13 protein-coding genes are annotated in these 14,517 nt (G+C 63.3%); 5 read left to right on the top strand and 8 right to left on the bottom strand.

Features of this window, described 5'->3' with window-relative positions; genetic code table 11:
- Positions 1–12: 12 nt before the first annotated feature.
- Positions 13–1,170 (bottom strand): glycosyltransferase, encoded by a 1,158-nt coding sequence (locus KG088_RS11435; RefSeq protein ID WP_213825655.1) that lies wholly within the window; start codon positions 1,168–1,170, stop codon positions 13–15.
- Between the two features lie 196 nt (positions 1,171–1,366).
- Entirely contained in the window at positions 1,367–2,533 is a 1,167-nt protein-coding gene (locus tag KG088_RS11430; RefSeq protein ID WP_213825654.1) for a glycosyltransferase, read from the bottom strand.
- A gap of 320 nt (positions 2,534–2,853) precedes the next feature.
- On the opposite strand from KG088_RS11430, the gene KG088_RS11425 reads away from it, so the two are divergent.
- The 4 genes from KG088_RS11425 to KG088_RS11410 all read left to right on the top strand — a co-directional run bounded on the left by KG088_RS11425 (position 2,854) and on the right by KG088_RS11410 (position 7,657).
- The gene (locus tag KG088_RS11425) at positions 2,854–3,990 is read left to right on the top strand and encodes a glycosyltransferase family 4 protein (RefSeq protein ID WP_213825653.1); all 1,137 of its coding nucleotides are present in this window, start codon (positions 2,854–2,856) and stop codon (positions 3,988–3,990) included.
- 80 nt (positions 3,991–4,070) lie between these two features.
- Entirely contained in the window at positions 4,071–5,654 is a 1,584-nt protein-coding gene (locus KG088_RS11420; RefSeq protein ID WP_213825652.1) for a phosphohexomutase domain-containing protein, read from the top strand.
- Between the two features lie 356 nt (positions 5,655–6,010).
- On the top strand, positions 6,011–7,348 hold the full coding sequence (locus tag KG088_RS11415; protein WP_213825651.1) for a UDP-glucose dehydrogenase family protein: 1,338 nt from the start codon (positions 6,011–6,013) through the stop codon (positions 7,346–7,348).
- A 159-nt stretch (positions 7,349–7,507) separates the two neighbouring features.
- Positions 7,508–7,657, top strand: a complete 150-nt coding sequence (locus KG088_RS11410) for a hypothetical protein (RefSeq protein WP_213825650.1) — start codon at positions 7,508–7,510, stop codon at positions 7,655–7,657.
- Between the two features lie 74 nt (positions 7,658–7,731).
- On the opposite strand, the gene KG088_RS20050 is transcribed toward KG088_RS11410, so the two are convergent.
- The 6 genes from KG088_RS20050 to leuS all read right to left on the bottom strand — a co-directional run bounded on the left by KG088_RS20050 (position 7,732) and on the right by leuS (position 13,764).
- Entirely contained in the window at positions 7,732–7,914 is a 183-nt protein-coding gene (locus tag KG088_RS20050; RefSeq protein ID WP_406565602.1) for a DUF488 family protein, N3 subclade, read from the bottom strand.
- Positions 7,915–7,924: 10 nt separating this feature from the next.
- Positions 7,925–8,920, bottom strand: a complete 996-nt coding sequence (locus tag KG088_RS11405; protein ID WP_213825649.1) for a PA2778 family cysteine peptidase — start codon at positions 8,918–8,920, stop codon at positions 7,925–7,927.
- Between the two features lie 11 nt (positions 8,921–8,931).
- On the bottom strand, positions 8,932–9,330 hold the full coding sequence (locus tag KG088_RS11400; RefSeq protein ID WP_213825677.1) for a PA2779 family protein: 399 nt from the start codon (positions 9,328–9,330) through the stop codon (positions 8,932–8,934).
- A gap of 196 nt (positions 9,331–9,526) precedes the next feature.
- Complete coding sequence (holA, locus tag KG088_RS11395) at positions 9,527–10,585, bottom strand: DNA polymerase III subunit delta (protein WP_213825648.1); 1,059 nt, start codon at positions 10,583–10,585, stop codon at positions 9,527–9,529.
- A 54-nt stretch (positions 10,586–10,639) separates the two neighbouring features.
- A complete protein-coding gene (locus tag KG088_RS11390) occupies positions 10,640–11,128 on the bottom strand; it encodes an LPS-assembly lipoprotein LptE (protein WP_213825647.1) in 489 nt (162 codons plus the stop codon).
- 53 nt (positions 11,129–11,181) lie between these two features.
- Positions 11,182–13,764, bottom strand: a complete 2,583-nt coding sequence (gene leuS, locus KG088_RS11385) for a leucine--tRNA ligase (RefSeq protein ID WP_213825646.1) — start codon at positions 13,762–13,764, stop codon at positions 11,182–11,184.
- 214 nt (positions 13,765–13,978) lie between these two features.
- Here leuS and KG088_RS11380 point away from each other — a divergent pair, with 214 nt between their 5' ends.
- Positions 13,979–14,497 carry a zinc ribbon-containing protein gene (locus tag KG088_RS11380; protein WP_213825645.1) on the top strand — a complete coding sequence of 173 codons (519 nt, stop codon included), beginning with the start codon at positions 13,979–13,981 and terminating at the stop codon, positions 14,495–14,497.
- Positions 14,498–14,517 lie beyond the last annotated feature (20 nt).

Raw genomic sequence — 14,517 nt, 5'->3', positions numbered from 1 at the left:
CGGTTGCCGATGCTAGGCTCTGGTAGCGAAGGGGCCGGGAGTGCTGCGCAGGGCTTCCTCGTAGAGGGCCTTGAAGCGCGCCGACACGGCATCGATGCTGAAGTTCTCGACGATACGGCGTCGTGCCGCACGGCAGCGTTCTTCCCTGACCTCGGGGGCTTCCTGCTGCAATTCCAGCCAGGCGGCGGAGAGGGCCGCCGGGTCCCGGGGGGGCACGACGAGGCCGGTGTCGTCGATCAGGTATCTGCAGTCGCCCAGGTCGGTGGCCGTGCAGGGGATGCCGCAGGCCATGGCCTCGCCGAGTACGATGGGGAAAGCCTCACCCCAGGCCGATGAGGTGGTGACCAGGTCGAAGCCAGGCAACAGCCGGTCCACGTCCTTGCGCAGGCCGAGGAAGTGCACTGCGTGCTCGATACCCAGCTCGCGCCGCAACGCGACCAGCTCAGCGTTGTCGTCGTCCACCTGGTCGCCGATCAGGTAGCAGCGAAAGCGATCATCGACCGCCAGGGCTCGCTTGACGGCATGCAGCAGGTTCGCATGGTCCTTGACGGGGTGGTAGCGGGCGATATGGGCGATGGCGAAATGCTCGTCTGAAAGACCCAGCTGTCGCCTGACCGTGGCGCGCTGCGGCGGGTCGGGGGCGAACTTGTTGCAATCGAAACCGTTGGGAATGACCCGGCTGTTGTGAGTGGCGAAGCCGATGCGTTCGTGGTGATACTTGCTGACGTGGGAGCAGTACTGGACGAAAGTCGCCTTGCCGGAGCGCTTGCGCAAGAGATGGATCAGCAGGCGCAAGGACTTCTTCTCCTGCCTGAGGCCTGACAGTGAATGGTGCACGCTCCAGGCGACTGGCACGCCGAGGCGGGTGCCCACGTCGGAGGCGATGTAGTTGCCATGGTACATCCAGCCCTGCACCAGGTCGGGGCCGAAGCGCCTGACTTCCTGCAGGGCGCGGTGCTTGAGCAGCGGCAGCATCAGCGGGCTGTAGCCCTCCAGGGCGACCACCGGCACCCCGAACTCGACCAACTCGTCATGGAGTAACCCCTTGCCGGTGAGGCTGACCACCAAGGGATCGATACCCGAGGCTTTCAGGTTCTTGAGCAGATCAATCAGGAACACCTCGGCACCGCCGGTATCCAGACCGGTGGTGATGAATGCGATTTTCAACATCTAGTCATCTCGACATCATGGAGAATGTGGCGGACTCGAGTTGCGACTTGCCATTCCCTTGTCGCCGTCATTCAATGGTGTCGAGCGTAAGCGGTCAATGCGACAGGCGCCATTCGCTAGAAAAACCACCTTGCGAGTGTGGTGAAGTTGATAACGCTGAATCCGGCATCATCAGCGGCCGCAAAGTATGTCTAATTCACGAGTATTTCACGTGCTGATGAGAAGCATCACCCTTTGCGGCGGGAAGCGTATCGCGGTAGAGGGCGAGGAACTGCTCGGCGATGGCATCGATGCTGAAGTTCTCGAGAATGCGTTTCCTCGCCGCCTGCGAACGGGTCCGGCGGTCAGTGGCGTCTTCCAGCATGAGCTCTACCCAGGCCGAGGCCAGGGCCTCGGGGTCACGGGGCGGCACGATGCTGCCGGTCTCGCCGATCAGGTAGTGGCAGTCGCCGATGGCAGTGGCAGTGCATGGAATGCCGCACGCCATGGCTTCTCCGAGCACGATGGGGAACGCCTCGCCCCAGGCCGAGGAGGTCGAGACCAGGTCGAAGGCGTGCATCAGCCGGTCCACGTCATTGCGTAGCCCCAGAAAGTGCACGGCGTATTCGATGCCTAGTTCGCGCCTCAGGTGGACTAGCTCCGCGTTGTAGGCGTCCACCTCGGGGCCGATTAGAAAGAAACGGAAGCGGTCATCGACATCCAGCGCCTGCCGGGCGGCGCGTAGGAAGTTGGCATGGTCCTTCATGGGATGGTAGCGACCGATATGGGCGATTAGGAAGTGCTCCGCCACGACGCCAAGCCGACGCCGCGCCGTGGCCCGCTTCCATTCGTCGGGCGAGAACTTGTCGCAGTCGAAGCCATTGGGGATGATCCGCCCCCGGGTCGCGTCGAAGCCGATACGCTCATGCTGGGTGCGGCTGACCTGCGAGCAGTACTGGATGAAGCGCGCCTCGCTCGAGCGCTTCTTCGAGCCGCCGAGCAGCAGGCGCAGCACTGGCTTTTCCTTGCTTATGTCCGATACCGAGTGATGCACGCTCCAGGCGACCGGTACCCCTAGGCGGGCGCCCACGTCGGAGGCGATGTAGTTGCCGTGGTACATCCAGCCTTGGATCAGGTCGGGAGCGAAGCGCTTCACCTCCTTGAGTACACGCTTCTTGAGCAGCGGCAGCATCAGGGCGTTGTAGCCCTCCAGGGCGATCACCGGTACACCGATCTCGACGATTCCGTCGTGATGCACCCCCTTGCCGGTGAGGCTGATCACCAGCGGGTCGACGCCCGAGGCCTTAAGACTTTTGAGTAGATCGATCAGGAAAACTTCGGCGCCGCCAGTGTCCAGGCCGGTCGTGATGAAGGCGATTTTCAACTTTAGCTCCTTCTCCAGAATGAGGCGATTTTCGCGGACTGGGTTGCGGTCCTCGGCGGTCATTCGTGCTTATTGAAGTGTTTCCCTTTGTAATCGTCAAGACGCAATATCGTCATCGGCTTTGAAGTCACCGCGGGGCGGGAGAGGGCGTCATCGCTTTGGCAGGCGGCTCATGCCCGCCGATGAGAGATATCAGGAAGTAAGGCGTGGTCTTAAATGTAATAATATGTATATACGTTGTAAGCTATTATTTACATTCGTCAGCCGCCGAGCGATACCTGGCATTGCTATGAGGATGACGACAGCGCCGAGGGCATAATATGCATCGCAGGGATACGGTGGTCTTGGTCTCCAACAGCTCCTGGTATCTCTATAACTTCCGCCGCGGTACCCTGCTGGCCCTGCGTGACGCCGGCTTCCGTGTGATTAGTCTGGCGCCGCACGATGTCTACACGCGCCGTTTGGTGGAGGAGTTGGGGGTCGAGCACCGGCCGCTAGCCATGGAGGGTAAGAGTACCCGGTTGCTGGGTGAGGGCAAAAGCCTGCTGACGCTGGTCGCTGCGCTGCGGGAGACGAGGCCGGTCTTCGTGTTCAACTTCACGGTCAAGGCCAACATCTACTCCGGGCTGGCCTGTCGCCTGCTAGGCATTCCCTACGCCAATAACGTCTCGGGGCTGGGCACCGCCTTCCTCCACGATAGCTGGCTGTTCCGCCGGGTGCGCTCGCTGTACGGTTTCGCCAACCGCGGGGCGCGGCGGGTGTTCTTCCAGAACCGCGAGGACCACGAGCTTTTCCAGGCTCACGGCCTATTGCGCGATACCCCGAGCACGGTGCTGCCGGGCTCGGGGATGAACACCTCACGCTTCGCCTTCTCGCCGTTGCCGGCGAAGTCGCCGTTCACCTTTGTGATGATCGCTCGGTTGCTGGGCGACAAGGGGGTGCGCGAGTACGTGCAGGCCGCCGAGCAAGTGAGGCGCGAATATCCAGAGACGCGTTTCCTGCTGATCGGCCCGCTGGGGGCCAGCAATCGAACGGCGATCGGCGAGCAGGAGGTGCGCCGCTGGCAGGCCGCCGGGGTGATCGAGTATCAGGGCGAGCAGAACGATGTACGGCCGTGGCTCGAGCAGGCCCATGTGCTGGTGCTGCCCTCCTACCGCGAGGGCATGCCGCGTACCGTGCTGGAAGCCGCCGCCATGGGGCGACCGTCTATCGTCTCCGATGTGCCGGGGTGTCGTCAGGCGGTGGTGGCGGGAGAGACCGGCTGGTTGTGCGAGGTGCAGAGCGCCGTGTCCCTGGCCCTGCGCATGCGCGAGTGCCTGGCCATGTCCCCCGAGCGACTGCAGCAGGCCGGCACGGCGGCGCGGCGGCGCATCGAGGAGGAGTTCGACGAGCGGATCGTGGTGGCGGCCACCCTGCAACTGCTTCGGGAGGCCGAGGTCGAGTGCCTGGCAACATGAGCGGGTGGCATTGGCCGGCCACTGCTCTATCATCTCCTGCCTGACGAACTTCGATTTCCCTAGGCATGGAGGCATGACCGATGCAGCAGATCCTGCAGGCGTTCGATGATATTCATCCCGATCCGAGCGAGCCGGGGCAGGCAGTCGACTTTGGGACCTCGGGCCACCGCGGCCGTGCGCTGGCGGGCTCCTTCAACCGCGGGCATATCCTGGCGATCACCCAGGCGGTCGTCGACTATCGCCGCGCGGCCGGCATCACCGGCCCGTTATTCCTCGGTCGCGACAGCCACGCACTCTCCCGGCCGGCCTGGGAGTGCGCACTGGGCGTGCTGGTGGCAAATGGGGTGGCGGTGCGCATCGAGCGTGACGGCGAGTTGACCGCCACGCCACTGGTCAGCCGCGCCATCCTTCAGCACAACGCGAGGCCCGGTGTTGCATTCGCCGACGGCCTGATCATCACGCCGTCCCACAACCCTCCCGAGGACGGCGGCATCAAGTACAACCCCCCGCATGGCGGGCCCGCCGAGGGGGAGATTACCGGCGAGATCGAGCGGCGCGCCAATGCCTATCTGGCGGCGGGGCTCGACGGGGCATCCAGCATGGCGCTGGACGAGGCCCTGGCCGGCGCCGAGCGCCACGACATGCTGGGCGACTATGTGGCGGCCCTGGACGAGGTGGTGGACATGGCGGCCATTGCCGACGCGGGCCTGAAGCTGGGGGCCGACCCCATGGGCGGCACGGCGCTGCCGGTGTGGCAGGCCATCGCCGCGCGCTACGGGCTGGCGCTCGAGGTGGTGAACACCGAACTGGACGAGGCCTTTGCCTTCATGCCGCCGGATCACGATGGCAGGATCCGCATGGACTGCTCAAGCCCGGCGGCCATGGCCAATCTGCTGGCCATGAAGTCGCGCTTCGACCTGGCCTTCGGCAATGATCCAGACGCCGATCGCCACGGCATCGTCGATGCCGACGGGCTGATGAACCCCAACCACTACCTGGCGGTGGCCGTCGACTACCTACTGACGCATCGCCCGAGCTGGCCAGAGACCCTGCGGGTCGGCAAGACGCTGGTCTCCTCCTCGCTGATCGACCGCGTGGTAGCCGCCCGCGGTCGCCCGCTGCATGAGGTGCCGGTCGGCTTCAAGTGGTTCGTCGAGGGCCTGCACGAGGGTTGGCTGGCCTTCGGCGGCGAGGAGAGCGCCGGGGCGAGCTTCCTGACCTTCGACGGGCGGCCTTGGTCCACCGACAAGGACGGCATCCTGCTGTGCCTTCTGGCGGCGGAGATCATGGCGGTGACAGGGCGGCGTCCCAGCGATGCCTATCAGATGCTGACCACGTATCACGGCCGGCCGCACTATCGTCGCGTGGATACGCCCTGCAGCCGCGCACAGCAGCAGGCCTTCAAGGGGCTAGACCCCTCGGCGTTGGCCATCGAGCGCCTGGCCGGCGATCCGGTGGAGCAGATACTGACGACGGCACCGGGCAATCGAGCGCCGATCGGCGGGCTGAAGGTGATCACCACCAACGGCTGGTTCGCCGCGCGGCCCAGCGGTACCGAACCGCTCTACAAGGTCTATGCGGAAAGCTTCGTCAGCGAGGCGCACCTGGAGCGGCTGATCGAGGAGGCCCAGGCGTGCCTGGCCGCCGCCCTGAGAGATGAATGAGGGGCTGTGAGGGGCCTGGCGGCCCTGCCATTGATGCCCCTGCCCGTCGCTCTGGGGCAGCTGGCGGTGGGGTTCGAACACTGATGGCCGGCCAGGGAGAGAGCGTTGAGCATACGGACTCTTGTGTGGGTAGCGAAACACATCACATATAGAAACTAAAGCTTACATTCTGTATCTTTGTCTGCCATCGGGAATTACTGAGTTGTCATACATGGCGTGCCTGCTTCATGAGGCAGGAGGAAACTCATCCGGGGGGCAACGCGACAGGCAGCATGAATTTCGCAAGGGCACCGGCTAGAATGCGCCGGCGGTTCGAGTGGCCGACAACGACCCGATTCGATTGCAGGAGACAGTGAATGAAGATCACAATTTTTGGGACCGGTTACGTGGGGCTGGTGACGGGTACCTGTCTGGCCGATGTCGGCCACGATGTGATGTGCATGGATATCGACGTGCAGAAGATCGCTCGGCTCGAGCAGGGGGAGATCCCGATCTTCGAGCCCGGCCTCGAGGGCATGGTGAAGGCGAACGTGGCGGCGGGACGGTTGCGCTTCACCACCGACACGGCCGAGGCGGTGGCCTTCGGTACGCTGCAGTTCATCGCCGTGGGTACGCCGCCCGATGAGGACGGTAGCGCCGACTTGCAGTATGTGCTGGCGGTGGCTGAGAGCATCGGTCGGCATATGACCGACTACAAGGTAGTGGTCGACAAGTCCACGGTGCCGGTGGGCACCGCCGACCAGGTACGCGAGACGATGAGCCTGGCGCTGGCGGGGCGCGGCGAGTCGGTCGATTTCGATGTTTGTTCCAACCCGGAATTCCTCAAGGAAGGCGCCGCCATCGAGGATTTTACTCATGGCGCGCGGATCATCGTTGGCACCGATTCGGAGCGCGTAAAGACGCTGATGCGCGACTGCTACGCCCCCTATATCCGCCTGCACGACAAGCTGATGTTCATGGAGGTGCGGGCCGCCGAGCTGACCAAGTACGCCGCCAACGCCATGCTCGCCACCAAGATCAGCTTCATGAACGAGATCGCCAACCTGGCCGAACGCTTGGGAGCAGATGTGGAGCAGGTGCGCCGCGGCATCGGCAGCGACCCACGCATCGGCTATCAGTTCATCTACCCGGGCTGCGGCTATGGCGGCTCTTGCTTCCCCAAGGATGTGCAGGCTCTTGCGCGAACCGCCTACCAAGTCGACTATCCGGCAGAACTGCTGACCGCGGTGGAGTCAGTCAATCGGCGTCAGAAGGGTTCGCTGTTCACCAAGCTGTCGCGAGCTTTCGACGGTGATCTGTCAGGCCGGACCATTGCGCTATGGGGGTTGGCCTTCAAGCCCAATACCGATGATATGCGCGATGCGCCAAGCCGTACCCTGATGGAGGCGCTGTGGGAGGCCGGTGCCACCGTCCAGGCTTACGATCCCCAGGCCATGAAGGAGTGCCGGCAGCTGTATGGCGAGCGCGATGATCTGGTACTGGTGGCCGACCGCATCCAGGCGGTTAAGGGAGCCGATGCGCTAGTGGTATGTACCGAATGGAAGGACTTCCGCGCCGTGGATTTCGCCTGGCTCAAGGCGCAACTTGGCAGTCCCGTGATCGTGGATGGACGCAACCTGTATGATCCGCAAAGCGTGAGTGAGGCCGGGCTGCGCTATTACGCGGTGGGACGTGGCGATTCGTTGAAGGTTTGAAGCCAGCTGATCGGTGACTGGCTCGCGTTTCACTCTGTCTTAGCTTCCTTTTTGGATGCCTGGCCGATGTCGGGCATCAGAAAAATGGTCTGCCGGGATTATGGGCTGCGGCGCTAGACTAGGAAACCATTCCATCACCCTTTTCTCGCGGGAGTTCCCATGAAACTTCAGTGCCCTCACTGCTTCAGCTTCGGGCTTTACAAGGTCAAGCAATCCTGGTGGGAGCGGATGCTCAGGTTCGAGCGCCGCTACCACTGTGTCGACTGCGCCAGAGAGGTGCACCGTTCCGAGGTGAAGGAAGTCGCCTGAATGTGCCGATGCTGCTGGCCACTGCGCAGTCGGGGACGCATGGTGGGTCTGCATCACCGCGACTCCCAGGAGAATCAGGACTCGTCGAATTGGTGACGGTAGCAGGGCGGCGAGGCCGGTTCGCGATCCGCCGCGTCCTCTTGGTGTAGCGCTTGAAGGATAGCCTCGCTGAGGAGGGGAAGATGTGTCCTCTCCAAGTCGCGGGCCGCCGTCAGCAGAGTGAGCGGACCCTGTCGGGCATGGCGCAGCAGCGGGATCAGGCGGCTCCTATAGTCTATTCAGTGCATCCTCGGCATGCGCCTGCCATTTGCCCGGCAGGTCAGCCGCTTGTTGCATCGCCCGTCGTGCTTGGCTGTTCTCACCCCTGGCGCGATGAAGGAGACCCAGATTCAGCCAACCTACGGCAAGATTCGGGTCGTTGGCCACGGCCTGTTCGAAGGCGTGAATGGCGCCCCCGTCATCGCCGACAGCATGACGGGCATTGCCGAGTGCAAAGTAGCCCATGGCAGTGCCGGGGAAACGTTCCACGATAGCGTTCCAGGCGGGCAAAGAAGCCTCGGCACCCTGAAGACGTTCCCATGCCGTGGTCGCCTCTATGGCAGTATCTTCATTGATGGTTTCGGGCAGTTTTCCGGGAGCCAAGGTCACGAAGGCCCACCGATCACTGCGCGCCCAGGTCGCATCGAAACGCTTGAAGGACTCGATTCGCTGCGGTGTTTCCCCGCTGTGCAGGATCAACTCGTCTGTCTCCAGGTCGAAGCCTATGGCGACAGCGTAGTGCCAGAGTGGCCAGGCAGGCAGGGAAAGATTCTGCATCACGACAACCGGCTGGCCGGCGGCAATTTCGGTCAGCAGCGTATCGAGATTGCCCTCGATCACGAAGGGAATGCGCCCATGTCGGCGAACCGTGGCCAGCATCTCCGGCTGCACACTGCCTTCGCGGCCGGGCAAGAATACCTGGGGAATCAGCGCATCGACTGATACTTCGACGCCCTGGGCATTGAGGACCATGGCAAGAGCCGCAGGGCCGCATTGATAGTCGCGTTGACCATGAAAGGGGACATCATCGAGCAGTAGTCGCTCGGGAAGTCGCTGCTGCGTCGTGTCGGCCAGTTGCGGCGTGGCGGCACAGCCGGTCAACAGCAGCAAGACCAGACAAAGCCCTGCAAAGCGGAGCCCCGGGATTTTTCGTAGGCGCTTGCGCAAGACAAGAACGCCCGCTGTGCGGGCGTTCTCAAGATACCAGACTCGGCTTGTCAACATCTTGTCACGCTTCAGCGAGTGAAGGGGAAGACGTTAGTCAGGCCCAGGATATCGGTCACCAGCAGGATCACGAACACCGCGAACAGTGCCCCGACCACGCTGGCGCCGGCGGGAAGCTCTTCAAGCTGGTCGGCCATCTGCGCGGCTTCGGCATCCGAGAGGGCAGCGACACGCGCCTCGACTTCCGCCGGGTCGACACCCTGTGCCACCAGTTGCTCCTGGACATCGTCGCGGGCGAGGATCGTGTGGATACGCTCACGATGGCTCTGTCCGCGCTCGGCACTCAAGGCTTCCTCGGTGCTGATCAGGGTGGTTCCCGGCGTCGGCTGGCTGGCGGCTACCACGGGAAGGCTGCCGAGCACCAGGGCGGCGATGAGTAACGGACTCAGGAAACGGCAAATCTTCTTCATCATGAGGGGCATCCTTCTTTTTGGTTCGGCTTCCGGTTTCTCGATATGCCATGCGTCGCGCTCAAGCGAGGCGAGAGGTACGATGCTGGTGACAGCAGTATAGGCCAAAATGCCATGTGCTTTCATACCCTTGGCCCTCAACGTCAGGATCGAACCAGCGAGTCGAGAGCCCGAGGTCGCTCCTTCCGAGGGAGCGTCAGCCGATGCGGTAGGACGACGGAAGCTCGGCCAGCAAGCCGCGCCCTCCGGCGAGCGTCAAGGCAAGGTCATGCAGGCCGTCGTGGAGTGGCAAGGGCGAGGCGCCCTTGACGGCAAGGTCGAGGCGCTGGGCGAACAGCAGCAGCTTGTGCAAGCGCTTCACGGGGAGCCGACCCAGTGCCTGCTGGTAGGCGGGACGCCGCTTGTCGAAGATCATTGGCTTCTGCGCCTTGCAGGCGTGCTCGAAACTCTGCCCCTGGTCCATGTGTTGATGCAGCGAGAGCAGGGTGCGCAGCTCGCGGGTCAATGCCCAGAGCATGATCGGCGGCTCGACGCCTTCCCCTCGTAATCCTTCGATGATGCGTGAGACCCGCCCGAGCTCGCCCTTGAGGCAGGCATCCACCAGCACGAAGACGTCGTAGCGGGCATTGTCTTCTACTCCCCCGACAATCTCCTGAGGCGTGACGCGGGCGCCGGATGGCATCAGGAGCGCAAGCTTCTGCAGCTCCTGGTCGGCAGCCAACAGATTACCCTCGGTGCGTTCGGCGAGCAGGCGAGCGGCGTCGAGTTCCAGGTTGAGGTCATGGCGTCGAGCACGGTCGCGCAGCCAGAAGCCCAGGCGTGAGGCGTCGACCGGCCAGACCGGCACGAAGAGGCCGGCCTTGTCCAACGCCTGGAACCAGGCGCTCTTCTGCTGGCGAAAATCGAGCTTCCCCATGCCGATCAACAACACGTCATCGCTGTCCTTCAGGCCATCGGCGTATTCCTTCAGGGCCTTGGCGCCTTCCTGACCGAGATTGTTACCGGTAAGGCGCAGTTCGATCAGGCGACGCGAGGCAAACAGCGATAGGCTGGCCGCCGCCTCGGTGAGTCGCCCCCAGGCAAAGTTGGCCTCAACGGGCAGGACGTCGCGCTCTTCGATGCCGGCGGAACGTGCGGCCTGGCGCACGGCATCGCAGGCTTCCATGTGCTGAAGCGGCTCGTCGCCGGCCACCATCACGACGGGGGGCAATGTCTTCGCCAGCGCCTCGGGAAGCTTGTCGGCAAAGACCTTCATAACCGCTCCTTCATGGCCTTGTCTGCAAGCGTTGGGCTGTCATGCCTCGGCCCGTCATTCTTCGGCCAGGCTCCGCAGGCGATCCATCAGCTGTTGAACCGCTTGCTGGCGGAGTTGCTGCATGGCCTCGTCGCGCAGGTCCTGGTTCGAAAGAAGGTTGTCGTCACTCACCGTGAAGCGGGTCGAAACGTCGAGGCGCTGCTGATCCAGTAGGTAGGTTCCATCTCGGCGTTGTACCGAGAAGGGGGCGGAGAGCTCGAGTTCGCGCTCCTGGGTACCGCTGTCCAGCACGCCGAGCTGGCGCTCGCGGAACGTCTCGTTTCCCAGGTTCAGTACCAGATCGGCATCGTCATCGAGTCGAGTGCCTGCTGCCTTGAGTCGTTCGCTGGCAAGACGCATCAGATCGCTGTCAGCCCCCGAGAGGGCGAGCGATTCCAGGGCGATTGCCGGGCTTGTGACCCCACGCAGCCGAAAACCGCAGCCGGCCAGCACGAAGATGCCACTACCGGCCAGGACAAGATTCAGAAAGGTGCGGCGTTGCATGGGCGCTCTCCTTGAAGGCCATTCAGGCCTTGGACGTCACCGGGAATCGCTTCTCAGCCAACGACGATATTGACCAGCTTGCCCGGCACCACGATGACCTTGCGGATCGTCTTGCCGTCGGTATGTCGCTTGACGTTCTCGGCGGCCAGGGCTTCGGTCTCAATGGTCGACTTGTCGGCCTGGGCCGCGACCTCGATATGCGCGCGCAGCTTGCCGTTGACCTGTACGACCAGTTCGATGCTGTCGCGCACCAGCGCGGTGTCGTCGACCCGGGGCCAGGCGGCATCGATCACCGGGTCGACATGTCCCAGGGCCTTCCAGAGGGCATGACAGCCGTGCGGGGCGATCGGTGCCAGCAGGAGCACGCTGGCTTCGATGGCCTCGCGCGCCACGGCCAGGCCCAGCGGTGAACGATCCTCGAAGCGCCCCAGTGCGTTGGTCAGTTCCATGACGGAGGCGATCGCGGTATTGAAGGTGGTACGCCGGCCGATGTCGTCGCCGGCCTTCTTGATGGTCTCGTGGGTCTTGCGACGCAGTTCTCGCTGGGGCTCGCTGAGTGCCTCGACATCCAGATTCCCTGGCTCGCCTGCCTCCAGATGCTCGGCGACTAAGCGCCACACGCGCTTGAGGAAGCGGTGGGCGCCTTCGACGCCGGAATCGGACCACTCGAGCGATTGCTCGGGCGGTGCGGCGAACATCATGAACAGGCGCACGGTATCGGCGCCGAAGCGGTCGATCATCGACTGGGGGTCGACGCCGTTGTTCTTCGACTTCGACATCTTCTCGATGCCGCCCATCTCGACCGGCTGGCCATCGCTGGCCAGCACGGCGCTGACCGGGCGGCCCTTGTCGTCGCGCTTGACCTCGACATCGGCAGGGTTGAACCACTGCTTGCCGCCGTTATCGGTAGACCGGTAATAGGTTTCGGCGATCACCATGCCCTGGGTCAGCAGACGCTGGAAGGGCTCGTCGCTGTCCACCAGGCCGAAGTCGCGCATCAGCTTGTGAAAGAAGCGTGCGTACAGCAGGTGCAGGATGGCGTGCTCGATGCCGCCGACGTAGAGATCCACCGGCAGCCAGTAATTGGCGCGCTCGTCGAGCATGGCATCGGTATTGTCCGCGCAGCAGAAGCGGGCGTAATACCAGGACGATTCCATGAAGGTGTCGAAGGTATCGGTCTCGCGCGTCCAGCCGTCGCCCAGGTCGGAAAACGCCGGCATGCGCTTGAGCGGCGAGCCGGTGGCGTCGACGGTGACCTCCATGGGCAGCTCGACCGGCAGCTCGTCATCGGTGAGCGGCACGGTCTGGCCTTCGGGACCGTACTTGACCGGGATCGGCGCGCCCCAGTAACGCTGACGCGCCACACCCCAGTCGCGCAGGCGGAAGTTGGTCTTGACCTCGCCGCGACCGAGCGACTCGAGCCTGGCGGCGATGGCATCGAAGGCGGCCTGGAAGGCGAGGCCGTCGAACTCGCCGGAATGGATCAGGGTGCCATACTCGACATGGGCGCCCTCGGTGAGGTCCGGCGCCTGGCCATGTGCGTCGGCGATCACCGCCTTGATGGGGATGTCGTATTGGGTGGCGAATTCCCAGTCGCGCTGGTCGTGGCCCGGCACGGCCATTACCGCGCCGGTGCCGTATTCCATCAGCACGAAGTTGGCGACATAAACGGGAACCTCATCGCCGGTGAGGGGATGTACGGCCACATGCCCGGTGGGCATGCCTTTCTTTTCCATGGTGGCCAGTGCCGCCTCGGAGGTGCCGCCCTGGGCGCATTCCTCGAGAAAGTCGGTCAGTTCAACATTGCCTTCGGCCGCTTGCTTGGCCAGGGGATGACCGGCCGCCACCGCCAGGTAGGTCACGCCCATCAACGTATCGGGGCGGGTGGTGTAGACGTTGACCGGCGTGAGGGCATGGCCGCTGGCTTCCCGGATGTCGAACGTCATCTCCACGCCATATGACTTGCCGATCCAGTTGCGCTGCATGGTCTTGACCTGCTCGGGCCAGTCGACCTTGTCCAGGTCCGTCAGCAGCTCCTCGGCGTAGTCGGTGATCTTGAGAAACCACAGCGGAATCTCCTTGCGCTCGACCAGGGCGCCGGAGCGCCAGCCACGCCCCTCGATCACCTGCTCGTTGGCGAGCACCGTCTGGTCCACCGGGTCCCAGTTGACGGTGGACATCTTCTTGTAGACCAGCCCCTTGTCGACGAGCTTGGTGAAGAACCATTGCTCCCAGCGATAATAGCTGCTGTCGCAGGTCGCGAACTCGCGACTCCAGTCGTAGGCAAAACCCAGTGCCTTCAACTGGTGGCGCATGTAAGCAATGTTGTCGTAGGTCCACTTGGCCGGCGGTACCCGGTTCTGGATGGCGGCATTCTCGGCCGGCATGCCGAAGGCGTCCCAACCCATGGGCTGCATGACGTTCTTGCCCTGCATGCGCTGATAGCGAGAGACCACGTCGCCGATGGTGTAGTTGCGCACATGCCCCATGTGCAGCTTGCCGCTGGGATAGGGAAACATCGACAGGCAATAGAAAGGTTCGCGCTCGGCGTCCTCCACGGCCTTGAAGCATTGGTGGGTATCCCAGAATTGCTGGGCGTCGCGTTCGATATCGTGGGGCTTGTACTGTGCGTCCATCGCGGTCAACGGGTACCTTGGAGTCGTCGCAGACACAGGCGGGCTGCGGGGGGATCAACGGATGATGCCCGGCGGCTCAGTTCTGACCCGAAATGCGTCAAGACATTGAACTGCCGAGAAGATGTAGTCTAAATGGTAAGCAAGGATACCCCAGCACGGCAGGGTCCGGCTACGGCCGGCATCTCCCGCGCACCGCGACCGGAAGGAGAAGACCATGAGAGAACAGCAGGATTCACAACACGAGCACCGCTTGCGCGAGAGCTATACGCGCATGCTCGGGAGGTTACGTGAAGGCGCCCAGGATCTTACCTGGGAGAACCTGCAGCAGGAACTGGACGAGGCGGTTGAGTTCGAGGCCGAACTCGAGGAGTTCACCAAGGACGAGCTCGCGCTACTGCGTGCCTGGGTGGAGCGCGACCTCAAGGACATGCGCCGCTATCTCAGCGCTGGCGGTGAGGGGGTGGCAGCCTGGTTGGGTATCGACCTCTCGGCGCTGTCACGCAAGGTCGTCGAGTCGCTGTTATCCATTGCCGATCGCAGCAGCATTCAGCGCGAGCAGTTCGAGGAGGATCTGGAGGCGGCACGCGCCGACTATTGCGAAGGCGAAATGGCGGTGCCGGGTCGTATGGCGTGTGTGCATTGCGAGGCCATCGTTGAGCTGGAGAGCGTGACGCGCATCGAGCCGTGCCACCAATGCGGGCATCGCTACTTCCATCGCGCCTCGTTGGATTGAGCTGAACTTCACCCCTTCAC

Source organism: Halomonas jincaotanensis (assembly GCF_018448785.1).
Lineage (GTDB): Bacteria > Pseudomonadota > Gammaproteobacteria > Pseudomonadales > Halomonadaceae > Halomonas > Halomonas jincaotanensis.
The sequence above is the reverse complement of the archived record's forward strand: the minus strand, read 5'-3'. Positions and strand labels throughout refer to the sequence as shown.